Below are 22,055 nucleotides of genomic sequence, written 5' to 3'. Positions count from 1 at the left end.
GAGTCTTGTTCAAATGCGTTTAAAACTGATCGCCGTCGGTGTCCTGGCCTTGCTGGCCGGTTGCGCCACCCCACCGCCGCCGGAGCCGGGCAGCGCCGCCAGCAAAGTCGTGGCCATGGGCAAACAGAAAAACATCGTGGTCGGCGCCATGCGCGTAGCCCGGGAAAACGGCTACATGACCGTCAATGTGCAGTTGAGCAACACCAGCTTCAACAACAAGACGATGTACTACCGCTTTGCCTGGCTAGGACCGGAAGGCTTTCCGGTTGCCGAGGAAGAAACCTGGAAAAGCCTGACGCTGTATGGCGAACAAACCAGTTTCCTGCCGGCCATCGCACCGACACCCAAGGCTGTGGATTTCCGATTGGAAATCAATACGCCTTGAGCCACGCACCGCTGGGCCATAGACGCTGATGTAGGAGCTGACGAGTGCAACGAGGCTGCGATCTTGTCCTAGACAATTGAGTCGCAAGCGAAAAATCAAAAGATCGCAGCCTTCGGCAGCTCCTACAGTGCGCAGCCCAAAGGGGATAAATCCCCTCGCCACAAAAACCCTTTATGCAGCAATTTGAGAGTCCCCACATGTTCGTACGCATTTCGTCCATCGCCCTGGCCGCCCTGCTGGTCAGCGGCTGCGCCAACAACTCTCCGGTCCTGGGCAACAAGAACATCAGCTACGGCGACACCAAGGCCGTGGAAACCGTGACCAACGAATTCGGTTCCACCGACCTGCAAATGATCGCCGAATCCATGACCCGCTCCCTGGCCCAGTCCGGCATTTTGCAGGGCCGCCCGGTGGTTCAGGTCTATGACGTGAAGAACAAGACCAGCGAGTACATCGATACCCGCGAGATCACCACCAGCATCAAGACTCAATTGATGAAGACCGGTGCGGCGCGGTTCGCCAGCGACAACAACGCCATGGACAGCCAGGTCGACCAGCTCAAGCTGCAAAACCAGAGCGGCCTGTACAAGAAAAGCACCGTGGCCAAGACCGGCAACATGATTGCCGCCAAATACCGCCTCGAAGGCTCCATCAGCTCGATCGTCAAGCGCAGCAGCGACTACAAGGACGTCTTCTACAAATTCAGCCTGCAATTGATCGACGTCGAAAGCGGTCTGGCCGAGTGGATGGACGAGAAAGAAATCCGCAAGACCACGGAGCGCTAAGCCATGCGCACATGGATTGGCATCATGGCCCTGGCCTGCGCGTTCAGCGCGCAGGCGGCCCCGAAAGTCGCGGTCACTGACCTCGCGTACCAGCAACGGGTGGAGGAATACATCCACATCGTTTCGGCCCAGAGTAACTTCCAGGCGAACCCTTACAGCGCCAGCGCTTCGTCGAGCTACGACGAGATGGAAGCCACCACCAGCTACATCGAGCAGGGCGAACTGCGCAAGTTCACCGGCGACATCAAGGGCGAAATCCTGCGCAGCGGGATGTTCCAGCTCGTGCAAGGCACGCCCCACACCGCTTCGTCCACGGGCGACGTCTATGACGTGATCAAGCGAATCAAGGCCGGGCACTTCAAGGGCGCCGATTACGTGCTGTTCGGCACCGTATCGGACATCGACTTCACCCGCGACATCAATGAACTGGCCAATACCAACAGCTACTCGGCCGTGCTCGCCTTGACCCTGGTGGCGGACTTCAGCCTGATCAACACCAAGACCTACGAAATCACCTCGGCCTTCACCGCCATGGGTGAAGGCCAGGACACCAAGCTGCTGAACCACCGGGACGTGCGCATCAACCTCAACCGCCCGCGGGTCGTGCGCGAGGTGTCCAAGGCCCTGGGTGAGGACGTGGCACGGCAACTGAGCGAACAACTTGGCGGGCCTAACTACGAACAAGCCGGCGAGCCGGCGCCGCGCAACAACCTGCCACGGGATACCGCGCCGGTCATTTTGCGCTAAGCGGTTCAGCGATTATTGTGTGGCGAGGGAATTTCCCCGCCACATCAGAACAGCCTGGTTACACCGAGGCTTTGCGAATCGTCGCCAGCAACCCCGCCGCACCAATGAACAACCCGGCAAAGGTGCGATTCATTCGACGCTGCTGTTTCGGAGTGCGCAGCAGGCGCAGGACTTTGGATGCCAGCCCGGTGTACCCGGCCATGACGATGAGGTCGACGCAAACCATAGTCACGCCCAGGATCAGGTATTGCTTGATCAGCGGGGCATGGGGGTCGATGAATTGAGGCAACACCGCAAGCATGAACACCAATGCCTTGGGGTTGCTGATGTTGACCAGAAAACCGCGAAACACCAGCGCCAGAGGCTTGCCGATAGGCCGCACGGCCGCGTCATCACTGAGATCGCCCGGGATGGCTCGCCACTGCTTGACGCCCAGATAAACCAGATAGGCCACACCAAACCATTTGATCGCATAAAACGCGGTCGCCGATGCGGTGAGGATCGCGCCGACACCGGCGGCGACAATCACGATTTGCAACGCCAGGCCCAATTGCAGGCCCAGGGCATTCCAGTAGCCGCGCCAGAAACCGTATTGCAGACCGCTGGACATCGATGCGATGGCACCGGCGCCCGGCGAAAGACTGATCACCCAGCAAGCGGCGAAAAACGCCAGCCATGTTTCCAGCAGCATTGCACACCTCGGCTCAGATTCGTTGAAGTCACTAAGCTAATGCGCCGCCGGACGGTTGACCACAGATATTTAACAATCGAGACCCGCTTACTCGACGAACCCGCCGACCGGAAACGCCTCGTTGCCGCGCCAGCGTCGAACTGAACGCTGGAAGAACAGGCTGTTGGGCACTTGCACCATGGAACTGCCCGTGCCGAGCTCCTCGGGTTCGATCAGGGTGGTGTAAAGCAGGTTGATGGCCACCACCCGCCCCTTGATGCCGGGCTTGTCGGTGGACTCCACCAGCTCAACCACATCGCCCAGACGAAACGGCCCGACGGTGTAGATCAGGATGGCGCACAACAGATTCGACAGCACGCTCCAGATGGCGAAGAACGCCACCGCCGCCACCGCGACGAACCCCGACAGCGCGGTCCACAGCACCGTGGCCGAGACGCCCAGGCGTTCGAGCACCACCAGCACCGCGCTGCCCATGATCAGCCAGCGCAGCACACCCCTCAGGATGATCACCAACTGGGACGGTAATGGGTAGCGCTCGGCAAGGTCCGTGAGGGCCCGCGCCACGCAACGCTGTGCGATGTAGCCGGCCAGCAGGATCAGCAGTATTTGCACACCGAGCCAGATCGGCTCGACCCACATGACGGGTATAGGCAGGGCCAAGGCTTCCATCAGGACAGTGCCTCCAGCTCCGCTTGCAGGTTTTCCAGCAGTTCCAGGGCTTGCATCCACGCCTCCTCAAGCTCCGCTTCCCGAACCTTCAGCCTGGCCTGTTCGGCCAGCAGATCGCGCAACTCATCCTTGCGCGCCGCTTCGTAGAGACCGCTGTCGCCGAGGCTGGTTTCGATCTTTTGCAGTTTTTCATGCAGCTTGCCCAGTTCGACTTCGAGCTTGTCGGCCTCGCGCTTGTGAGGCGCCAGCTGCTGGCGCAATGCGGCGGCGGCCTGGCGCTGGGCCTTCTTGTCGGTCTTGTCCGGGTTAACCGGCGTGGTACTGACCGGTGCGTTGCGCTGACGGTACTCCACCAGCCAACGGGCATAGTCTTCCAGGTCACCGTCGAACTCTTCGACCTTGCCGTCGGCCACCAGGAAAAAATTGTCCGTGGTGCTCTTGAGCAAATGCCGGTCGTGGGACACCACCAGCACCGCGCCGCTGAATTCCTGCAAGGCCATGGTGAGGGCCAGGCGCATTTCCAGATCGAGGTGGTTGGTCGGTTCGTCGAGCAGCAACAGGTTCGGTCGGCCCCAGGCGATCAATGCCAGCGCCAGGCGGGCCTTTTCGCCGCCGGAAAAATTCAGCACCGGCTCGTCGATGCGCGCACCGCGAAAGTCGAAACCACCGAGGAAATCACGCAGGGTCTGCTCGCGCTCGTTCGGTGCCAGACGCTGCAAATGCAGCAGCGGGCTGGCCTTGGCGTCGAGAGAATCGAGCTGATGTTGGGCGAAGTAACCGACCACGGTGTTCTCGCCCCGGGTCAGACGCCCGGCCAGGGGTTCGAGCTCGCCGGAGAGGTTTTTGATCAGGGTCGACTTACCGGCACCGTTCGGGCCCAACAGGCCAATGCGCGCGCCAGGGGTCAACTGCAGCTTGACCTTTTCCAGCACGGTCTTGTCGCCATAACCCAGACGCGCGTCGGACAGGTCGATCAGTGGGCTGGAAATCTTGCTCGACTCGCGGAAAACAAAATCAAACGGCGAATCAACGTGGGCCGCAGACAGTTCTTCCATCCGCTCCAGTGCCTTGATCCGGCTCTGGGCCTGACGGGCCTTGGTAGCCTGGGCCTTGAAGCGGGCGATGTAGCTTTCCATGTGCGCACGTTGCGCCTGCTGCTTCTCGTAGGCCTGCTGTTGCTGGGCCAGACGTTCGGCACGGGCCCGCTCGAAGGCACTGTAGCCACCGCGGTACAAGGTGAGCTTACGCTGGTCGACATGGGCGACATGATCCACCACCGCGTCGAGGAAATCGCGGTCATGGGAAATCAGCAGCAATGTGCCGGGATAGCTCTTGAGCCAGTCTTCGAGCCAGATGATGGCGTCGAGGTCCAGGTGGTTGGTGGGCTCATCGAGCAGCAGCAGGTCCGAGGGGCACATCAGGGCCTGAGCCAGGTTCAAGCGCATCCGCCAGCCACCAGAGAAGGCCCCGACCTCTCGGTCCATCTGCTCGTTGGTAAACCCAAGGCCTGCCAGCAGTTTGCGTGCGCGGGCATCGGCGGTGTAGCCGTCGGCGCTGTCGAGCTCCGCGTGCAGACGGGCCTGGGCGGCGCCGTCGTGGGCCGCCTCGGCCGCCGCCAGGTCGCGTTGGACCTGACGAAGGCGCAGGTCGCCGTCAAGCACGTAATCCACCGCCAGGCGCTCAAGGGTGTCGACCTCCTGGCGCATGTGGGCGATACGCCAATCGGCGGGCAGCAGGCAATCACCCGAGTCGGGGTGCAGTTCACCTCGAAGCAGGGCGAACAGGCTCGATTTGCCAGCGCCGTTGGCACCGATGAGGCCAGCTTTGTGGCCGGCGTGCAGGGTCAGCTCGGCGTCTTCTAGCAGACGTTGCGGGCCACGCTGTAAAGTCAGGTTCTGAAGTCGAATCATAATGGCGGCGGAGTCTACCAGCTTCGCTCGCAACTGGCGCGAGTAGCACGATGTCCTCTGATCTATGGAGCTTTTCCCTCGACCTCTACGCCAAGCCTGGCGTGGAGCAAGCCTGCCTGGCGCTGCAGAGCGCCGGCGCCAATGTCTGCCTGCTGCTTTGCGGGCTATGGCTGGAACAGCGCGGGGTTGCCTGCACGGAACAAAGACTGCAACAACTTCAGCAATGGGTCGGCCCATGGGACACGGACGTCGTACAGCCCTTGCGCACGCTTCGTAGCCAATGGAAAGTCCGCGCCCTTCAAGACACGGCACTCGATAGCCTTCGCGAGCAGGTCAAGCGACTGGAACTGGAAGCCGAGCGAAGATTGCTGGAGCGACTGGAGACTGCGACCAAGGACTGGCCTGGGGAACAACCCAAAGATTCAGCGCAATGGCTGCAAGGATTAGTGGCGGGCTCCGACCAAGGGAACCGCGACGCGCTGCATCAGCTGCGCGTCGCGGCGTCCGGCACTTAGGAAGCGCGGGGTGGGGTGTTGCTGCTCGGTGCCGGGGTGGCGCTCGGGCTCAGCGCCGGGGTCATAGTGCTGGCGGTTGGCGCAGGGGTCGCTGCAGGAGCCGGAGTCGATGTCGCAGGCTTGGCCGCCGGAGCAGTCGAAGGTTTTGCGGCAGCAGGCTTTTTCACGGCGGGTTTCGCAGCAGGTTTCGCAGCGGGCTTGGCCACAGGCTTGGCGGCGGCAGGCTTGGCGGCGGGTTTGGCAGCAGCCGGTTTGGCAGCCGGTTTAGCCGCAGCTTTGGCGGGCGCTTTGACAGCGGCTGGCTTGGCAGCCGGTTTAGCTGCAACTTTAGCGGGCGCTTTGGCAGCGGCGGGCTTGGCAGCCGCCGTTTTTGTAGCAGCTGGCTTGGCAGCCGGTTTAGCCGCGGCGGGTTTTGTCGCTGCGGGTTTGGCGGCGGCGGTTTTAGCGGCTGGCTTGGCGACGCTCTTGGCAACAGGTTTAGCGGCTGGCTTGGCAGCCACTTTGGCCGCCGGCTTGGCGACAGCTTTGACTGCAGTTGCTTTCGCAGCGGGTTTGGCAGCGCTGGCAGCAACCGGTTTTTTCGCAGCCGGTTTAGCAGCTGGTTTGCTCGCTGCTTTGGCCGGCGCTTTTGCGGCCGGTTTGGCAGCTACTTTGGTCGGTGTTTTTGTCGCGACAGGTTTAGCGGCCGGTTTTCTGGCCGATACAGCGGCAGCGGCAGGCTTGGCAGCACGAAGGCTCAATGCTTTGCCCACGGCTTCTTGCACACGACCGACGCCTTGGGCCAGTTTCAGACTTTCCTGGGCATCACGCTTGAGTTGCAGAATATAGGCGCGGGTTTCGGACTGACGATCCTTCAAGGCATCGAGCAGGTCTTCGAGTTCCTTCACAGCCTCTTTGGCCTTGGCTTGTGCCTTGGCCTTGCCAGCGGTGGCTGCGTCTTGCAGTTTGGTGCGCGACTTGTGCAGTTTTTCCTGCGCTTTGCCGCGTTGTTTTTCCAGTTTGGCGAGCAGTTTTTCAGCATCAGCCAGGGCTTGGGAGCAGGCGTTTTCCAGATGCTCGAGCAGACTGCCCGAAAGTTGTTGGAGCAAGTGCAACGGAGTGTTTACTGGCTTCTTGGTGGCCGACATGGTTTACCTCCTGACTGACGTGAGTGCGGCTCATACTAGACCTCTGCTGCAACCGCCGCTAGGGCATGTTGACAGTACACAAGACGTTGCGTTGCAAGGTACGAAAAATCTTCTACCCCACTGCCGGGGCAAACCAGCTTTGCGGATATCGGCACTGGCATAATCCCCTCGATTCGAGGCCGGAGAACACTACATGTCGCGTCACTTGTTTTTATTCCTGTGCATGGTTTGCTCCATGGCTCAGGCCGCAGAAAAAACCAGCGCAAACGACGCTCATGACCTGGCGTACAGCCTGGGGGCAAGCCTGGGTGAACGCCTGCGCCAGGATGTGCCCGACCTGCAGATCCAGGCGTTGGTCGAGGGTCTGCAACAGGCCTATCTGGGCAAACCGCTGGCCCTGAAGGATGAGCGCATCGAACAGCTACTGGCCGACCATCAGGCACGGCTGACGTCGTCACCGGAGACGCCGCAAATCGAAGCGGCACTGAAAACCGAGCAGAAATTTCTTGATGAGGAAAAAGCCCGGCCCGGCGCGCAACAGCTGGCAGATGGCATTCTGCTGACCGAACTCAAACCCGGCCATGGCGCCAAGGCCGGCCCTCACGGCAAGGTCCAGGTGTTGTATGTCGGTCGATTACCAGACGGCACCGTATTTGATTCCAACGGACAAGCGCAGTGGTTCAGTCTCGACAGCGTGATTGACGGTTGGCGCAGTGCATTGCCACAAATGCCGGTAGGCGCAAAATGGCGATTGGTAATTCCTTCGACCCTGGCCTACGGTGCCGAAGGAGCCGGGGATGTCATCCCCCCGTTCACGCCGCTGGTGTTTGAAATCGAGTTACTGGGCGCGACGACCTGAAGCTGACTCCCAAAAAAAACGGTGCGCAATGCGCACCGTTTTTTTGATTCTGCAAAAGACGTCAAGCCTGGGCCGGCGCTTCTTCCTTGTGGGAGTTGTGCAGCACTTCGATCAGGCAGTCTTCCAGTTCGAAACGCTCGTGCAGCAAGCCACCCAGCTCCTTGAATTTTTCCGCGACGCATTTGCCTTCATCACACAGGTCATTGAAGGCCAGCAGTTTTTCGGTGATGACGTCGATACGCGGGTAGATTTGCTCGGCGAGCTCCAGGCCACGCTTATCGTTGAAGGCCTTGGCCTCGCTCGTCAGTTGTTCGTATATCTCGAAATGACCGGCAGACACGTAGTCGACCAGCACACCGCAGAACTCCTGCAACGGCTTGCGGCTTTCACTCAGCGCTTCAGGCCTGTCGCCGAGAGCATCATAGGCCCGAACCAGTTCGTGACGCTCCTGCAACCAGCGGTCGATCAGCAGATGCACCCCACCCCAGCGTTCCTGAGCATTCTGACAACTTTCGAGCATGGTGATTTCTTCCCTTGTGAGTCATGCCCCTCGCAGCCTGCGCACCGCCTGAAATGATCAGGGACAAGGCCAGACACAACATGATCGAGCGGCATAAATCCGATAACACGTGCGGGCCAGATTATGCCCGCACGACAACCGCTTCAAGGTACGCAGGAGATAAAGTTCATACAAGTGTTTAATCCATGACCCGGACCAGTTGCGACGTTGTGCCGCTGAGCGGTCGTATCAGGGCGTTCCAGACAAGGCGCAGCAGCAGATAGGACATCACAAAAGACACGGCGAGAAAAAACAACAGGCTCCATTCGGGAAGACTCAGATCGAACAGGGTCCATGTGATGCTCGCGCAGTCGATCGCACCCTCGAGTACACGATGTACAGCGCCCCACCACGAACTCACTGCCTTGAGGTGATCGATACAATCGGGCAACTGCTCCAGCGAATCGCCTTGCACCAGAACCTGACGCCACGCCAACGTCAATCCGCTCGACGCGAAAACCAGCCCCATCGCCCCGTAGAAGATGCTGCCCTTCTGAGCGGGACCATGCAGGCATGCGGCGAGACAGTTCATCAAAAACAGCATCAGGCACAACCGTTGCAAAACACACAGGCTGCAAGGCGTCAGACCTACCGCATATTCAAGGTAATTGGCGATACCAAAAACCAGAGCGGCGGCGATGAAAGCCATGAAAAACAAGAAGCGTGAGCAAGCCAAAGACATGGCAGTTCCGTAACAGAAGAGACAGGCTGTTACGGTAGAGGAAAGCCCGCCGGCCTTTCAAGGCGGGGCCGTGCAGACACTTCACCAGGGGTGTAGGGAATTCCCGACAAGCAAGAGAAGATTAAGCGCAGTTTGCTGTAGGACTTTACCGAAGGCATTGGTAACGCCTTTAGGGGCGTCAATAAACACGTGGCGAGGGAGCTTGCTCCCTCGCCACAATGATTCATACAACCCTCAAGAACGACTCACTCTCTCAAGTGGTCAGGACCTGAGCCGGGACCGGCAGCGGCGCGGCCAGCAAGCGCTCATCCAGTAACCCCAACCCTTCCTGGAAGAGCTGGTTGCTGCGCTCGGCATCCCCCAATTGCGCCAACAATCGCGCCAGTTCGGCGCAGGCCTCGGGATTGCGCTGCAGGCGCAAACTGCTTTCCAGATAATCCCGTGCCTTGCCCCACAAACTGTTTTGCAGGCACAGGCGGCCCAGCGTCAGCAACAGGCCAGGGTCGCTCGGGTGATCCTTGAGCCAGCCTTCTGCCGCTTGCAGTTGGCGGCCTGGATCATTGCCGCGGACCAACCCGTACAGGCGCGCCAGGTGACTGTCATAGTGACGTTTGAGCGCCGCCCGCAGCACCTCTTCGGCCTCGGCCTGCGCCCCGAGTTGCCGCAGTTGCTCGGCATAGGCCAGCACCAGCGCCGATTCCTGGCGTTGTGCGGACGACAGTTGTTGCCAGGCACGGTTAAGCGATTGCAACCCGACACTGCCGTCTTCGTCACGGTGGGCTGCCAGGGTGAGGTTTTCGCCCCAGGCCCGACGCTCCAGTTCAGCCAGCTCAGCCGGCGGCAGGACTTTGTCCTTGCGCAGCTCCGGCAACAACCGAACCACCGCCGACCAATCCCCGCGCTGCTGATGCAGACGTTGCAATTGACGCAGGGTCTGGGCGTTATGTGGATGGCGATCATGCATGGCTTGCAGCGTACTCAGCGCGCCGTCAGTGTCGCCGCGGTCCATCTGCAATTGTGCGTGCGTCAGGGCAATCGCCAGCTCGGCCTGAGGCTGGCGTTCGAGGGCACGTTCCAACAGGCTGTCGCACTGTTCGTAAAGGCCTTGCTCATTGGCCGCACGGGCAGCGCCGAGGTAGTACAGCAGCGGTTGGCGCTCGGCTTCGGCCGCGCGATGCAAGTGACGCTGGGCACTGGCCCAGCGACCTTCGGCCAGGTCCAATTGTCCGTGCTCGATTGCCACCTGCACCCGTCGGCTGCGGTTGCGTCGCGACCATGGGTTGACCACGCCAGTGGAGGTGGTCACCAGCCCGATCAAGGCGCTCATGCCCCGCCACACCAGCCAGAGCACCGCCACCAGCGCCAGGGTGACCCAAAGGCCGGCCTCGTATCGGAAGTTTTTATAAGCCACCAGCACGTAACCCGAATGTTCGGCGATCGCCACGCCCAGCACGGCAGCAACGGCGATGACCACGAACATAATCACGTAGAGGCGTTTCATGGCGTGGCCTCCTGCTCATCAGGTTTGGCCAGCGGCTTGACCGACTCTTCGGCGTTCAGGTTGCGGCGTTCCAGATAGGCCTGAACGCTGCTCAGGGTCCCGGTCAGGTCCGGCGTGACGACCGTCACCGGCTGTTCGGCCAGCTCGGCCACGCGTTCGAGCATGACTTTGCTTTGCGGATTGTCCTGATTGAAGCTGTTCTTGAGCACGTCCTGCGCTTGAGCCAGTGCCTGGGTGTACACCGGGGCCTGACCGTTGAGAGCGGCCCATTGCGCCTGCTCCAGGGCCAGGCTCAAGGCCAGGCGCACCTGCACCAGACTCTGCCCGGCCAGGAGCGGACGGACATTCTCGTCCGCGTTGAAATCGATACGGATATAGCGCGATATCTGGTCCCACCACTGTGCCCAGCGACTGGCACCATCGCCGTCGGCGGTCAGGCCCAGCAGGGATTCACCACGGTCCTTGTATTCGGGCGCCAGCTCGGTGAGTTGCAGCACCTGGTCACGCAGGGCACCCAATTGCAGGAACAGCCCGGTGCGATCCGGCTGCTCGGTACTGCGCAACGCCGCAAGGGTCTTGGCCAGTTGTTCGCGAGCGGCGAACGAACCGGGGTCGTTTTGCTCGCGCAGGATTTCGTCAGCGCCCTGCACCAGCGCCTGGGCACTGCTGATGTCCTGCAGGGCGGAAAGACGCAGGCTGGCCAGGCGCAGCAGGTGTTCGGCTTCGGCCAGGCGCCAGTCCTTGCGACTGGCACCGAGCACGGTTTCCAGGCGCTGGTTCAGTCGCTGTTGATCACCCTGCAACTGGGCGACCTGACGCCGACGCTCTTCCAACTCTTGTGCCGGTGGCAACTGCGCCAGACGCTCACTGAGGCGTTGCTCGTTGAGCTTGAGGGCCTGGGCCTGATCGTTGAGCGCCTGAACCTGGGTGGACTGCTGCTGGTTATTGGCTTGCAGATGGCGCACCTGCCACACGCCCCACCCACCAACGGCCACGCCGGCGGCGCCCAACAACAACGCGACAATGGCCAGCCCGTTGCCGCGACGCGGCGCCTTCGGAGCCGGGGTTTCAACCGGCGTATCGATCGCTGGTTGGTCTTGATCTTTTGGCAAGGCTGTTTCGCTCACGTATCCATCCTTTGCATTAGAAAACGGCACGGACTGATTCCGTAACGCCGTCAGCAAAGCCGCGGCACTGGCGCCACGGCAATCCACAACTGTCAGGGCTCCGGCGGCACGGGCCATCTCAGCAACCCTTGGGCTTGGAACGAACAACGGTAACCGTGCCAACGCAGGCCATGCGTCGCCGGCCAACCGCTGCAGATGCTCGAAGCTCTGCCCACTGCTGACCACCAGCGCGTTCAAGCGTTCCGCTTTGACTCTTGCCGCCAACTCACCTTCCCGGTAATGCGGCAGGCTGCGTCGGTACAGTTCCAGATAATCGACACTAGCACCTTGCTCGCGCAAGCGCTCCGCCAGCAAACCGCGCCCGCCCTCGCCGCGCACAATCAAAACCTTGGGATTGGGTCGGGTGATAGCCTGGCGTAACACCAGATGCTCCAGCAAGGCTTCGCTGTCGTCGCCGTTGTCGGGATAAAACACAGTGAGGCCGGCATCGATAAGAATCTGCCCGGTCGCCGCCCCCACGCTGAACCAGGGCTGGTCTGGGGGCTGAGGCCAATATTGGCGCAGCAGTTCCACACACAAACGTGCAGCAGGCTTGCTGACCACAATCACGGCACAGTACTGGTCCAGACTTTGAAAGATAGCCCGCCCGGAATCGGACAGGGGGACCGGCTCGATATCCAGCAACGGCAGGCTGCTGCTGTACACCCCGGCCTCGGCCAGGACAGCCGCCAGGGCCGACGACTCGTCAACCGGCCGGGTCAGCAGCAGCCGCCAGCCCGTCACGCGTGGCCCGCCTCGCCGTAGACCTTCTTGAGAATGTCGTCAGCGCCCTGGTTGAGCAGGTCTTCGGCTACCCGGACACCCAGCGCTTCGGCATCGCGGCGCGGCGCCCGGGCCTCGGCACTGAGCAGTCGGCCACCGTTCGGATCACCCACCAGACCGCGCAACCAGACCTGATCGCCTTCGAGTACGGCGTAACAGGCGATCGGCACTTGGCAACCGCCATTGAGGTGTTTGTTGAGGGCGCGCTCGGCGAAGACCCGGGTGGCGGTGTCGTCGTGATGCAGTGGCGCCAGCAGGGCATGGATTTCGCTGTCGACGCTGCGACATTCGATACCCACCGCCCCCTGCCCACCGGCCGGCAGGCTGTCATCGACGCTGATGGCCGACGTGATGCGATCTTCAAAACCGAGGCGGATCAGGCCGGCGGCGGCAAGGATAATTGCGTCGTACTCACCGGCATCGAGTTTGGCCAGGCGGGTGTTGACGTTGCCCCGCAGAAAGCGGATCTGCAGGTCTGGGCGGCGGGTCAGCAACTGCGCCTGACGACGCAGGCTGGAGGTGCCGACCACGCTCCCGGCGGGCAGCGAGTCGAGGCTTGCATACGTATTGGAAACGAACGCATCGCGTGGATCTTCTCGCTCGCAGATGCAAAACAGGCCCAGACCTTCCGGAAAGTCCATGGGCACATCTTTCATCGAGTGCACGGCAATATCGGCTTTGTTGTCCAGCAGCGCGGTTTCCAGCTCCTTGACGAACAGACCCTTGCCGCCGATTTTCGACAGCGGCGAGTCCAGCAGCTTGTCGCCGCGACTGACCATGGGCACCAGCGTCACGATCAGGCCGGGATGGGCCTCTTCCAAACGGGCTTTGACGTATTCGGCCTGCCAGAGGGCCAAGGCACTTTTACGGGTGGCGATGCGGATCTCGCGAGGGGACATGGATCAATCCGTACTTAAAAGATACGGCGGATAATAACAGCTCAGCCAAATTCGCTTTGACTTGAATCACGACCCCAAGGCCTCCCTGGCCGTCAATGTCCTGGAAATGAACGCGCTAACGGCTTGGACGCCTTGGAACCTCAAGCTAAAGCTGTTGCATCATCTTGCGCACACCGGCCACGTGCCGCCGGCTGACAATCAGCGCGTCGCCATTGAGGCCTTTGAGAAACAGCTGGAAATGCCCAAGGGGTGTGCGCTGCAAACGCTCGATACGCTCGCGAGCCACCAAGGCGTTGCGGTGGATGCGCACGAAGCGTTCACCGAACTCGTCTTCAAGGGCCTTGAGTGGCTCGTCCAGCAGCACCTCGCCGCTCTCGTGACGCAAGGTCACGTATTTATGGTCGGCGATAAAATAGACCACCTGATTCAATGGGATCAGTTCGATGCCTTTGCGAGTGCGCGCACTGATGTGGCTGCGCGGGCCGCTGCCGCTTTCGGCCGCCGGACGGGTCAACGCCGCCAGTTGCACGCGGTTGGGCCGCTCGGCCTTGCGCAAGGCCTCGACCAGCGCCTCGGCACTGACCGGTTTGATCAGATAGCCCACGGCGCCGGCTTGCAGCACCTCCGGCGGGAAGTCGTCCCGAGTGGTGCAGAACACCACCGCGGGCGGTGACTCGCGCTCGCACAACTTCGCCGCGACCTGCAAACCGTCCAGGCCAGGCATGCGAATGTCGAGCAGCACGACATCCGGCTTGTGGCTGTCAATAAGGGCCAACGCCTCTTCGCCATTGGTGGCGCTCGGCTCCAGGACACTGTAACCCTCGAGTTCGCCAACCATTCGGCTCAGGCGCTCACGGGCCAGTGGTTCGTCATCAACGATCAGGACATTCATATTGCGCTGGATTCCTGCGTGAGTCTCGCACAAGGATAGCGTAGACAGGGGAAGTGACATCCGTCACCGCGATCCACGCTAAGACTCGTTCGAGGGCCAAAAAGTGCCGCGAGGCGGTTGTCTATCTTTACCCGCGCCTGCCGATCGATGCTCGAGGCCTGTTGTCGCACGGCGTCGTCGTAGGAATTGTTAACACTCCATCTGACCAATACGAGCCCCCCTCTTCTATTCGTCCAATGCTCCGTGGATGAAAAAGTAAAAGTCCTACAGTCCACTGTAGACGGTTGCCGCGCCGATATTGCTCAATCGGAAAATATCGTTGTGCGAAAACCCCATTAAAAACTCGGGAGGTGCGCAAAAAACCTGCCGACCAGTGCCAGCGCCAGTCCCGGCAACCCTGCTATCATCCGCCGCAGCCTTAACCGCTACTTTTTCCACAGCCGATCACGAGCGAATTCATGAGCACTGACAAGACCAATCAGTCCTGGGGCGGCCGCTTCAGTGAACCCGTCGACGCCTTCGTCGCCCGCTTCACCGCCTCCGTCAACTTCGACCAGCGCCTGTATCGCCACGACATCATGGGCTCGATCGCCCACGCCACCATGCTGGCCAAGGTCGGCGTACTGACCGATGCCGAGCGCGACAGCATCATCGATGGCCTGAAGACCATCCAGACTGAAATCGAGGCCGGCCAGTTCGACTGGCGCGTTGATCTCGAAGACGTGCACATGAACATTGAAGCGCGCCTGACCGATCGCATCGGCGTGACCGGCAAGAAACTGCACACCGGCCGCAGCCGGAACGACCAGGTGGCCACCGACATTCGCCTGTGGCTGCGCGATGAAATTGACCTGATCCTGGGCGAAATCACCCGCCTGCAAAAAGGCTTGCTGGAACAGGCCGAGCGCGAAGCCGAGAGCATCATGCCGGGCTTCACGCACTTGCAAACCGCTCAACCTGTAACGTTTGGGCATCACATGCTGGCCTGGTTCGAAATGCTCAGCCGCGACTACGAGCGCCTGGTGGACTGCCGCAAGCGCACCAACCGCATGCCCCTGGGCAGCGCCGCGCTGGCCGGCACCACGTACCCTATCGATCGTGAATACACCGCACAGTTGCTGGGTTTCGACGCCGTGGGCGGCAACTCGCTGGATAACGTTTCGGACCGCGATTTCGCCATCGAATTCTGCGCCGCCGCGAGCATTGCGATGATGCACCTGTCGCGCTTCTCCGAAGAACTGGTGCTGTGGACCAGCGCGCAATTCCAGTTCATTGACCTGCCTGATCGCTTCTGCACCGGCAGTTCGATCATGCCGCAAAAGAAAAACCCCGACGTACCGGAGCTGGTACGCGGCAAGAGTGGTCGGGTGTTCGGCGCGCTGATGGGTCTGCTGACCCTGATGAAAGGCCAGCCGCTGGCCTACAACAAGGACAACCAGGAAGACAAGGAGCCGCTGTTCGACGCCGCCGACACTCTGCGTGATTCGCTGCGGGCCTTTGCCGACATGATCCCGGCGATCAAGCCCAAGCATGCAGTGATGCGCGAAGCGGCCTTGCGCGGCTTCTCCACCGCCACCGACCTCGCTGATTACCTCGTACGCCGTGGCCTGCCGTTTCGTGACTGCCACGAAATCGTCGGCCATGCCGTGAAGTACGGCGTGGACAACGGCAAGGACCTGGCAGAAATGAGCTTGGACGAACTACGCCAGTTCAGTGACCAGATCGAGCAGGACGTGTTTGCTGTGCTGACTCTGGAAGGTTCGGTCAATGCCCGCGACCACATCGGCGGCACAGCGCCTGCCCAGGTCAAGGCCGCCGTGGTGCGTGGCCAGGCGTTGCTCGCCAGCCGCTAAAAGCCGAAAGCATCGCGAGCAGGCTCGCTCCCCCAGTGGATCTCCAGTGAACGCACATTTGTGAACACATCGAGATCAAATGTGGGAGCGAGCCTGCTCGCGATGACTCACTTCAAAACACCAAAAAACTCACTTCTTGGCAGCAATCATCGCCAAAAACGCTGGCATCTCTGCCTCCTTGTCGGCCGCAATCCGCTGCACGTGCGGGTTCTGCTCCAGTCGCTCCATCAGCCCCTTGGCCGCCGGCATATCCGCCAGCAAGTCGATATCGAACACCTTCCGGCCCACCTGGCACGCCAGCGATACGCTGTAGAGGAAATACAGATCAGCCAGGCTCAGACTTTCACCCGCCACGTAGGGCGAGAATTTGCCGTGACGGCCGAGCGAGGCGAACCCCAGCAGTAATTCGGCCTTGGACTTTTCCTTGATGGCATCAGGTACCGACATGCCGAAAAACGCCTCGGCGTAGCAGGCCCGCCCCGGCAGCTCGATGTACAGCTCAATCTCCCTGCACAAAGCCAGCACCTGGGCACGCTCGAACGGCTCGCTGGGCAGCAGGGCTTTACCGGGTTGGGTTTGCTCGATGTATTCGAGGATCACGCTGGTTTCGTTGATAAAACCTTGCTCGGTCTTGAGCACCGGCACCTTGCCCCGCGGACTGATGGCCAGCACATCGGGGGTCTGAGCGCCGTAGAACGGCACCTCTTCGAAGGGCAAGCCCTTCTCCAGCAGCGCCAGCTTGACCATGTTGTAATAATTGCTGACGGAAAAACCATAAAGCTTGAGCATGACAAAGCCTCCAGGCCGTGCGGGGTTGGCAGCCTTGCGTTATAGACCGTCGAGCCGTTTCCTGCCAGACGCATCACTGCGCTGAATGCGGGTAAACTGGCAACCTTTCTCCAAGGAGCCTGCCATGAGCGAGCCAACCGATATCGACAACGACGAAGAAGAGTTCGTCGAGAACACGCTGATCCAGGCCATCGAAAACCAGATCGAAAATGACAACCCACCAGCGGCCAAGGCCATTTTCAATAAATTGACCCTGGTGGGTTACGAGCGCGAAGAAATTCTCAACCTGATGGCCCATGTGCTGGCAGTGGAAATTGACGCGATCCTGGAAGAGGACCGAGCGTTCGATACCCAGTGGTACGAAACGGCGTTGCGCGCTCTTCCCGAGTTGCCGCCGGAAAAGAACTAAACCGTGAGGCGAAGTTGCTCCTGTGGCGAGGGGATTTATCCCCGCTGGGCTGCGAAGCGGCCCAAAAGAGTAGTGATATGTGGTTTCTGGGCCTGCTGCGCAGTCCAACGGGGATAAATCCCCTCGCCACAGGGGCTTGCCTGCACCGGCCATCACCGATCAGGGTGGCTCTGCCCCCTCCAAAATAAAAAAAGCATGACGCTGACACTGGACAGCTCGGCCGAGTGCGCTCACTTTAGTGACGCTGTCGACCAAATTCCTAGAAAGTCTGGAGTCCTTATGTCGCTTACCCCTGAGCTGGTTGCCGAACTGGAAATCCTTGCACTCTTCAACCTGGACAGTTCCCAGGAAGGCCTGAAAATCCATCAGACCGCTGCCCCCTCTGCCATCGCTGCCGCCAAACGCCTGTTCGAAAAAGACCTGATAACCCAGTCCGACGGTGGTTACCTGACCAGCCTGGGCCGGGATGCCGCCGAGCATGTGCAAAGCCTGCTGACCATTCTCAACGTCGTAAAAGAAGCCGCCTGATTCCTCCCGTCGCCCACGGAAATCTCCTTCATCGAGGTTTCCGCAGGCGCCCTGGCGCACTGTGTAAAAATTCTGACGTCAAAAACATACTTTCAGCTTAAGAAATCCGGGGTTCGGGCGCTAAACTGCCACCACCTGTGATCTCCCACGTTCGACGCCGCGAGCCGGTTTGAGCTGACATGACCCGCAATCACGAAATACGCCCCGATCTGGACGAGGGAATCGACCGCAAGGTCCTGAGCCAGTTGCGCGCACGTTTTCTCAAGCTCAACAGCGTACGGATGGATCGCGCCCTGGAAGGTCTGTCGACCCGCCAGCAAAGCGTACTGACGCTGCTGCCGTTGTTTTTCCACGTCAACCACCCGCTACTGCCCGGCTATGTCTCGGGCAGCACACCTGCCGGGCTGTCCAACTACGAGCCCGACGCCAGCGTCCTCGCTGAAGCCCAGCGGCTGACCCGCTCGTTCTCCTACAAGCCGCGCCACGGCAGCAATCCGCCACGACCGATTCTGGGTCTGTTTTTGATGGGCAGCCTCGGCACCCTCGCCCAAGCGGATCAAAGCGACATGGATGTGTGGGTCTGCCATGGTCCGGACCTGAGCGAGGACGAACTGGCCGAATTGCGCAAAAAATGTCTGCTGCTGGAAACCTGGGCGGCGACCCAGGGCGCTGAAGCGCATTTTTTCCTGATCGACCCGGCACGCTTTGTCCGCGGCGATCGGGACACTCAGCTCAGTTCCGACGATTGCGGTACAACCCAGCATTACCTGCTGCTGGACGAGTTCTACCGCACGGCGATCTGGCTGGCCGGACGCACGCCGATCTGGTGGCTGGTGCCGGTGTATGAAGAAGAAAACTATGAGCAGTACACCCACACGCTGATTTCCAAACGCTTCATCCGCGCCGATGAAACGCTCAACCTGGGGCACCTGGCCTATATCCCGCCGGGAGAATTCATCGGCGCCGGCCTCTGGCAATTGTTCAAGGGCATCGAGTCGCCCTACAAATCAGTGCTCAAGCTGCTATTGATCGAAGTCTACGCCAGCGAACACCCGAACGTTCGCTGCCTGAGCCTGCGCTTCAAACAGGCGGTGTTCGCCAACCGCCTGGACCTGGAAGAGCTCGATCCATACATGGTGGTTTACCGTCGCATCGAGGAATACCTCAACGCCCGGGGTGAATCCGAACGCCTGGAACTGGTGCGAAGGGCGCTTTACCTGAAGGTCAATCGCAAGCTGACCGGCCAGGGGCGCAGCTCCGGCTGGCAACGGGTTCTGCTTGAGCGTCTGGCCCGGGAATGGGGCTGGGACCCACGGCAACTGGCGCTGCTGGACAGCCGCAGCCAGTGGAAAGTGCGTCAGGTCAGCAACGAACGGCGTGCGCTGGTCAACGAACTGACCTACAGCTACCGCTTCCTGACCCAGTTCGCCCGCACCGAAAAAACCGTCAGCCTGATCAACAGGCGCGACCTCAACGTCCTGGGCCGGCGGTTGTATGCCGCATTCGAGCGCAAGGCCGACAAAGTCGAGTTCATCAACCCCGGCATTGCCCCGGACCTGGCCGAAGACACCCTGACGCTGGTGCAGTCACCGAACAAGAAAGAACCTGGGCAGAACCAGTGGGGCCTGTACAACGGCAGCCTCAACGCCCTGGAGTGGGAAAACTTCGCACCGATCAAACGCTGCCGCGAGTTGCTGGAGTTGCTGACCTGGTGCCATCGCAACGGTGTGATCGACAGCAGTACGCGCCTGGCGCTGCACCCTGGTAGCAGCGACCTGAGTGAGTTCGAACTGTTCAACCTGCTGGGCAGCCTGCAACAGTCCATCGCCCTGCCGCTGAGCACGGTAGATGAAGAACAGCTGTTGCGCGCCAGCGTGCCCAGCGAAGTGCTGATACTGGTTAACGTCGGCGTCGATCCGCTCAAGCATCATCGCGACCTCAATATCCTGATGACCACCGAGCGCACGGACTCCCTGAGCTACGCCGGGGTTCGGGAGAACCTGGTGCTGACCCTGGACCAGGTCACGCTCAACAGTTGGAACGAAGTGTTGGTCAACCGCTTCGACGGCGAGCATGCCCTGCTCGACTGTCTGCGCGATTACCTCAACGACTTGCCCGTGACGCAGCGCCAGCCGCGTTTGCAGGTACGCTGTTTCTGCCACAACCGCGCGCAGTTCATTGCCCGCCGGGTCGAGGAAGTCATCGAAACGGCGCAGACCTTATTACTAAGCAGGCTCAACCACCGCTATCTGCTCCAGGTCCAGCAGCACTACCACGTACTGGAGCTGGTGCCGGGCCAGGTCAATCACGTGGTCCTGGGCAGCCTGTCGGCGCTGATGGATTACCTGGGCGAGGAGCTGACGGCCTACAGCCCGCTGCACCTGGACCCGATGGCTCTGGAGGACCATGACCTGGCGCTGATCCTGCCCATGGGGCAGCCCGAGTGCATTCAGGTGTTCTACCGGGTCAACGAGGACGACGCTGAGCTGTACGTGCTCGATGAGCTCAATGCCCTGTGGCAACAGCGCTTGCCCTATCACGACGACCACAGCCTGCTGGTGCCATTGCAGCGCTTCTTGCAATCGGTGCTGTACCGCCGCGACGCGTTACTGCCGATGGATGCCACCCAGCCACTGCCCCTGGAAACCCTGTACTACCAGCTCCTGCCCTCGGGCAGCGGGCGGGCACGGCGGATCGAGGCGCGGCAAGCACCGCAAACGCCAGTGAACAAGCCGTTCTATGACGTGCAGGCAATCATCGGCAAAGCCACCCATGGGCAGGTGCACGTCACCCTGTATTGCGATCAGCGGGAATTTTCGGAGTTGGAACATGGCGACCAGTTGTTCCGCGTGGTCGCCAGGGAGATCGTCGAACAGCGCCGTGAGGCCGAACGCTATCGCTGCTACATCACCGACCTGGATCTCTCGGGTCTTGTGGGTGATGGGGCCTGCTCAAGTAATTTGTACCTGCGCTACAAGGCTGACCTGGAACGCGCCCTGAACGAGGCGCTGGCCTTGGTCTGATGCGCTTAGAGGTGGAAATCGCCGCCCGCTTCCGGCTGGTATTCCACGGCCAGCAACGTCAGTTTCAGCGTCTTGCCGCCCGGCGCCGGCCAGTCGATGTGCTGGCCAACCTTCAGGCCCAACAGTGCGCTGCCTACCGGGGCAAGGATGGAGATCTTGCCTTCGTCGGCATTCGCGTCCTGTGGATAAACCAGGGTCAGGTGATAGTCCTTGCCGCTGCTTTCTTCGCGGCAGTGCACACGCGAATTCATGGTCACGACATCGGCGGGCACTTCATCGTGGCCTACCACGGTGTCGGCACGATCCAGTTCGGTTTGCAACGCAATCACGCCCGGCAGCGTTTCATCAAGGCTATCGATCAGGCGCTCCAGACGTTGTACGTCCAGACGTGTAAGGGTGATGGAAGGTACGGTCATGATTCAGGCAGACTCCTTTGTTCTGCACGAAAAAAGCAAAACCCCGCCACAAAAAGACGGGGTTTCACGGGCCTCGATGAGTTGAGGCGTATCTGGACACTATCAGTAGGAGCTGACGAGTGCAACGAGGCTGCGATCTTGCCCCAGGCAATTGAGTCTTAAACGAAAGCCCCAAGGTCAAGATCAAAAGATCCGAACGCGGCCGGAGCCCTCGGCAACTTCTACGGGGATCTACGCTTGAGCGCTTGGGCACAGATCACCCGCCTGCGCTCATCATCGGCCGAACGCCATTGGCGAATATCTTCCACATGTCGGAAACAGCCGAGGCAGACTTTCTGCTCATCGAGTTTGCACACGCCAGTGCAAGGCGACGGCACGGCGGGGCTGACGTTGCTGTAGAGCGGCTTGGCCGGCCGCGCCGGGGTGTTCTGGCTCACGCTGTCAAAGGCCTTCGAAATCCAGTCCCACCCCGGCCTGCTGCATGACGATGCGCTCGAGCATCTCACCCAGTTGCTCTTCGCTCTTGTCGCACATCCAGCGCTCGCTTTCCTCGTTGTAGTCGAAGTGGAAACCGCCGGACACCGCTGCCAGCCACAACTGGCGCAACGGCTCCTGGCGGCTGAAAATCAACTGGCTGCCGTTTTCGAACTTGACGGTCAGCACCCCGGCGGAGCTTTCTAGGTCGATGTCCAGCTCGCTTTCGTCGAATACATCCTCCAGCGTTTGCTGGGTCGCATCGACCAGATCGTGGAAACGGGCTTCAGTCAAACTCATTGCGGCAACCTCGAAAATGTCTGCTCATGCTCAAGCGCCGCAAGATACGGACGCTTCCCAGCGATTGCAAAGGATATACCGACCGACGACAGC

General features: G+C 60.6%; 23 protein-coding genes and 1 pseudogene. 9 read left to right on the top strand and 15 right to left on the bottom strand.

Translation table 11 applies throughout. The annotated features are described in order from the left end of the window. Positions 1-13 precede the first annotated feature (13 nt). From BMY45_RS04660 to BMY45_RS04650, 3 genes are all read left to right on the top strand, one after another. Positions 14-385 (top strand): YcfL family putative periplasmic lipoprotein, encoded by a 372-nt coding sequence (locus tag BMY45_RS04660; protein ID WP_092395141.1) that lies wholly within the window; start codon positions 14-16, stop codon positions 383-385. 197 nt (positions 386-582) lie between these two features. After that, entirely contained in the window at positions 583-1,170 is a 588-nt protein-coding gene (gene lpoB / locus BMY45_RS04655; RefSeq protein ID WP_092395138.1) for a penicillin-binding protein activator LpoB, read from the top strand. Between the two features lie 3 nt (positions 1,171-1,173). Then, positions 1,174-1,917 carry a penicillin-binding protein activator LpoB gene (locus BMY45_RS04650; protein ID WP_092395135.1) on the top strand — a complete coding sequence of 248 codons (744 nt, stop codon included), beginning with the start codon at positions 1,174-1,176 and terminating at the stop codon, positions 1,915-1,917. Between the two features lie 58 nt (positions 1,918-1,975). On the opposite strand, the gene rhtB is transcribed toward BMY45_RS04650, so the two are convergent. From rhtB to BMY45_RS04635, 3 genes are all read right to left on the bottom strand, one after another. Further along, positions 1,976-2,608: a homoserine/homoserine lactone efflux protein gene (gene rhtB, locus BMY45_RS04645; RefSeq protein WP_092395132.1), complete on the bottom strand. Its 633-nt coding sequence runs from the start codon at positions 2,606-2,608 to the stop codon at positions 1,976-1,978. Between the two features lie 87 nt (positions 2,609-2,695). Continuing rightward, a complete protein-coding gene (locus BMY45_RS04640) occupies positions 2,696-3,277 on the bottom strand; it encodes a mechanosensitive ion channel family protein (RefSeq protein WP_092395129.1) in 582 nt (193 codons plus the stop codon). Then, positions 3,277-5,187: an ATP-binding cassette domain-containing protein gene (locus tag BMY45_RS04635; protein ID WP_092395127.1), complete on the bottom strand. Its 1,911-nt coding sequence runs from the start codon at positions 5,185-5,187 to the stop codon at positions 3,277-3,279. The genes BMY45_RS04640 and BMY45_RS04635 overlap by 1 nt, the downstream gene beginning before the upstream one ends. A 50-nt stretch (positions 5,188-5,237) precedes the next feature. Between BMY45_RS04635 and BMY45_RS04630 the strand changes: the two genes are divergently transcribed. Then, entirely contained in the window at positions 5,238-5,702 is a 465-nt protein-coding gene (locus BMY45_RS04630; RefSeq protein WP_092395124.1) for a TIGR02444 family protein, read from the top strand. On the opposite strand, the gene BMY45_RS04625 is transcribed toward BMY45_RS04630, so the two are convergent. Beyond that, complete coding sequence (locus BMY45_RS04625; RefSeq protein WP_092395122.1) at positions 5,699-6,829, bottom strand: AlgP family protein; 1,131 nt, start codon at positions 6,827-6,829, stop codon at positions 5,699-5,701. The genes BMY45_RS04630 and BMY45_RS04625 overlap by 4 nt on opposite strands. Before the next feature lie 193 nt (positions 6,830-7,022). Here BMY45_RS04625 and BMY45_RS04615 point away from each other — a divergent pair, with 193 nt between their 5' ends. After that, on the top strand, positions 7,023-7,688 hold the full coding sequence (locus tag BMY45_RS04615) for an FKBP-type peptidyl-prolyl cis-trans isomerase (RefSeq protein ID WP_092395117.1): 666 nt from the start codon (positions 7,023-7,025) through the stop codon (positions 7,686-7,688). 61 nt (positions 7,689-7,749) lie between these two features. Here BMY45_RS04615 and BMY45_RS04610 read toward each other — a convergent pair whose 3' ends face one another. From BMY45_RS04610 to BMY45_RS04585, 7 genes and pseudogenes are all read right to left on the bottom strand, one after another. Further along, positions 7,750-8,208, bottom strand: coding sequence for an Rsd/AlgQ family anti-sigma factor (locus BMY45_RS04610; RefSeq protein ID WP_047226119.1), 459 nt, complete (start codon positions 8,206-8,208; stop codon positions 7,750-7,752). 178 nt (positions 8,209-8,386) lie between these two features. Beyond that, on the bottom strand, positions 8,387-8,929 hold the full coding sequence (locus BMY45_RS04605) for a disulfide bond formation protein B (protein ID WP_092395114.1): 543 nt from the start codon (positions 8,927-8,929) through the stop codon (positions 8,387-8,389). A gap of 253 nt (positions 8,930-9,182) precedes the next feature. Further along, entirely contained in the window at positions 9,183-10,430 is a 1,248-nt protein-coding gene (locus BMY45_RS04600) for a heme biosynthesis protein HemY (protein WP_092395111.1), read from the bottom strand. Continuing rightward, positions 10,427-11,557 (bottom strand): uroporphyrinogen-III C-methyltransferase, encoded by a 1,131-nt coding sequence (locus BMY45_RS28320; protein WP_256573627.1) that lies wholly within the window; start codon positions 11,555-11,557, stop codon positions 10,427-10,429. The genes BMY45_RS04600 and BMY45_RS28320 overlap by 4 nt, the downstream gene beginning before the upstream one ends. A gap of 36 nt (positions 11,558-11,593) precedes the next feature. After that, positions 11,594-12,340: pseudogene (locus tag BMY45_RS28315) on the bottom strand (uroporphyrinogen-III synthase); the annotation flags it as partial. Then, positions 12,337-13,278, bottom strand: a complete 942-nt coding sequence (hemC, locus tag BMY45_RS04590) for a hydroxymethylbilane synthase (protein ID WP_092395105.1) — start codon at positions 13,276-13,278, stop codon at positions 12,337-12,339. The gene hemC and the pseudogene BMY45_RS28315, both read right to left, overlap by 4 nt. 145 nt (positions 13,279-13,423) lie before the next feature. After that, entirely contained in the window at positions 13,424-14,170 is a 747-nt protein-coding gene (locus tag BMY45_RS04585) for a LytR/AlgR family response regulator transcription factor (protein ID WP_092395102.1), read from the bottom strand. A 458-nt stretch (positions 14,171-14,628) separates the two neighbouring features. On the opposite strand from BMY45_RS04585, the gene argH reads away from it, so the two are divergent. Then, on the top strand, positions 14,629-16,023 hold the full coding sequence (gene argH, locus BMY45_RS04575) for an argininosuccinate lyase (RefSeq protein ID WP_092395096.1): 1,395 nt from the start codon (positions 14,629-14,631) through the stop codon (positions 16,021-16,023). Positions 16,024-16,152: 129 nt separating this feature from the next. Here the strand turns inward: argH and BMY45_RS04570 are convergent, their stop codons facing one another. Further along, on the bottom strand, positions 16,153-16,812 hold the full coding sequence (locus BMY45_RS04570; RefSeq protein WP_092395093.1) for a glutathione S-transferase family protein: 660 nt from the start codon (positions 16,810-16,812) through the stop codon (positions 16,153-16,155). A 124-nt stretch (positions 16,813-16,936) separates the two neighbouring features. Between BMY45_RS04570 and BMY45_RS04565 the strand changes: the two genes are divergently transcribed. From BMY45_RS04565 to BMY45_RS04555, 3 genes are all read left to right on the top strand, one after another. Continuing rightward, the gene (locus BMY45_RS04565) at positions 16,937-17,221 is read left to right on the top strand and encodes a hypothetical protein (protein ID WP_092395090.1); all 285 of its coding nucleotides are present in this window, start codon (positions 16,937-16,939) and stop codon (positions 17,219-17,221) included. A 279-nt stretch (positions 17,222-17,500) separates the two neighbouring features. Continuing rightward, positions 17,501-17,749 carry a TIGR02647 family protein gene (locus BMY45_RS04560; protein WP_047226127.1) on the top strand — a complete coding sequence of 83 codons (249 nt, stop codon included), beginning with the start codon at positions 17,501-17,503 and terminating at the stop codon, positions 17,747-17,749. Positions 17,750-17,928: 179 nt separating this feature from the next. Beyond that, positions 17,929-20,772, top strand: coding sequence for a class I adenylate cyclase (locus BMY45_RS04555; protein ID WP_092395087.1), 2,844 nt, complete (start codon positions 17,929-17,931; stop codon positions 20,770-20,772). Between the two features lie 5 nt (positions 20,773-20,777). Here BMY45_RS04555 and rnk read toward each other — a convergent pair whose 3' ends face one another. The 3 genes from rnk to cyaY all read right to left on the bottom strand — a co-directional run bounded on the left by rnk (position 20,778) and on the right by cyaY (position 21,962). Continuing rightward, a complete protein-coding gene (gene rnk / locus BMY45_RS04550; protein ID WP_047226129.1) occupies positions 20,778-21,188 on the bottom strand; it encodes a nucleoside diphosphate kinase regulator in 411 nt (136 codons plus the stop codon). Positions 21,189-21,409: 221 nt separating this feature from the next. Further along, on the bottom strand, positions 21,410-21,625 hold the full coding sequence (locus BMY45_RS04545) for a DUF1289 domain-containing protein (RefSeq protein ID WP_092395084.1): 216 nt from the start codon (positions 21,623-21,625) through the stop codon (positions 21,410-21,412). A gap of 4 nt (positions 21,626-21,629) precedes the next feature. Next, complete coding sequence (gene cyaY / locus BMY45_RS04540; protein ID WP_092395081.1) at positions 21,630-21,962, bottom strand: iron donor protein CyaY; 333 nt, start codon at positions 21,960-21,962, stop codon at positions 21,630-21,632. Positions 21,963-22,055 lie beyond the last annotated feature (93 nt).

Origin of the sequence: Pseudomonas sp. NFACC39-1 (genome assembly GCF_900110355.1) — a bacterium.
In the GTDB taxonomy this organism is placed as follows: Bacteria; Pseudomonadota; Gammaproteobacteria; order Pseudomonadales; family Pseudomonadaceae; genus Aquipseudomonas; species Aquipseudomonas tehranensis.
This window is presented reverse-complemented; position numbering and strand designations above follow the sequence as displayed.

What these genes read in the sequence shown, in the direction of transcription:
- BMY45_RS04585 (WP_092395102.1), bottom strand. Translation starts at nt 14,170, where the DNA reads ATGAATGTCCTGATCGTTGATGACGAACCACTGGCCCGTGAGCGCCTG.
- BMY45_RS04640 (WP_092395129.1), bottom strand. Translation starts at nt 3,277, where the DNA reads ATGGAAGCCTTGGCCCTGCCTATACCCGTCATGTGGGTCGAGCCGATC.
- BMY45_RS04600 (WP_092395111.1), bottom strand. Translation starts at nt 10,430, where the DNA reads ATGAAACGCCTCTACGTGATTATGTTCGTGGTCATCGCCGTTGCTGCC.
- BMY45_RS04565 (WP_092395090.1), top strand. Translation starts at nt 16,937, where the DNA reads ATGAGCGAGCCAACCGATATCGACAACGACGAAGAAGAGTTCGTCGAG.
- lpoB (WP_092395138.1), top strand. Translation starts at nt 583, where the DNA reads ATGTTCGTACGCATTTCGTCCATCGCCCTGGCCGCCCTGCTGGTCAGC.
- BMY45_RS04560 (WP_047226127.1), top strand. Translation starts at nt 17,501, where the DNA reads ATGTCGCTTACCCCTGAGCTGGTTGCCGAACTGGAAATCCTTGCACTC.
- BMY45_RS04610 (WP_047226119.1), bottom strand. Translation starts at nt 8,208, where the DNA reads ATGCTCGAAAGTTGTCAGAATGCTCAGGAACGCTGGGGTGGGGTGCAT.
- BMY45_RS04650 (WP_092395135.1), top strand. Translation starts at nt 1,174, where the DNA reads ATGCGCACATGGATTGGCATCATGGCCCTGGCCTGCGCGTTCAGCGCG.
- cyaY (WP_092395081.1), bottom strand. Translation starts at nt 21,962, where the DNA reads ATGAGTTTGACTGAAGCCCGTTTCCACGATCTGGTCGATGCGACCCAG.
- BMY45_RS04660 (WP_092395141.1), top strand. Translation starts at nt 14, where the DNA reads ATGCGTTTAAAACTGATCGCCGTCGGTGTCCTGGCCTTGCTGGCCGGT.
- rhtB (WP_092395132.1), bottom strand. Translation starts at nt 2,608, where the DNA reads ATGCTGCTGGAAACATGGCTGGCGTTTTTCGCCGCTTGCTGGGTGATC.
- rnk (WP_047226129.1), bottom strand. Translation starts at nt 21,188, where the DNA reads ATGACCGTACCTTCCATCACCCTTACACGTCTGGACGTACAACGTCTG.
- BMY45_RS04555 (WP_092395087.1), top strand. Translation starts at nt 17,929, where the DNA reads ATGACCCGCAATCACGAAATACGCCCCGATCTGGACGAGGGAATCGAC.
- BMY45_RS04570 (WP_092395093.1), bottom strand. Translation starts at nt 16,812, where the DNA reads ATGCTCAAGCTTTATGGTTTTTCCGTCAGCAATTATTACAACATGGTC.
- hemC (WP_092395105.1), bottom strand. Translation starts at nt 13,278, where the DNA reads ATGTCCCCTCGCGAGATCCGCATCGCCACCCGTAAAAGTGCCTTGGCC.
- BMY45_RS04630 (WP_092395124.1), top strand. Translation starts at nt 5,238, where the DNA reads ATGTCCTCTGATCTATGGAGCTTTTCCCTCGACCTCTACGCCAAGCCT.
- BMY45_RS04615 (WP_092395117.1), top strand. Translation starts at nt 7,023, where the DNA reads ATGTCGCGTCACTTGTTTTTATTCCTGTGCATGGTTTGCTCCATGGCT.
- argH (WP_092395096.1), top strand. Translation starts at nt 14,629, where the DNA reads ATGAGCACTGACAAGACCAATCAGTCCTGGGGCGGCCGCTTCAGTGAA.
- BMY45_RS04605 (WP_092395114.1), bottom strand. Translation starts at nt 8,929, where the DNA reads ATGTCTTTGGCTTGCTCACGCTTCTTGTTTTTCATGGCTTTCATCGCC.
- BMY45_RS04635 (WP_092395127.1), bottom strand. Translation starts at nt 5,187, where the DNA reads ATGATTCGACTTCAGAACCTGACTTTACAGCGTGGCCCGCAACGTCTG.
- BMY45_RS04625 (WP_092395122.1), bottom strand. Translation starts at nt 6,829, where the DNA reads ATGTCGGCCACCAAGAAGCCAGTAAACACTCCGTTGCACTTGCTCCAA.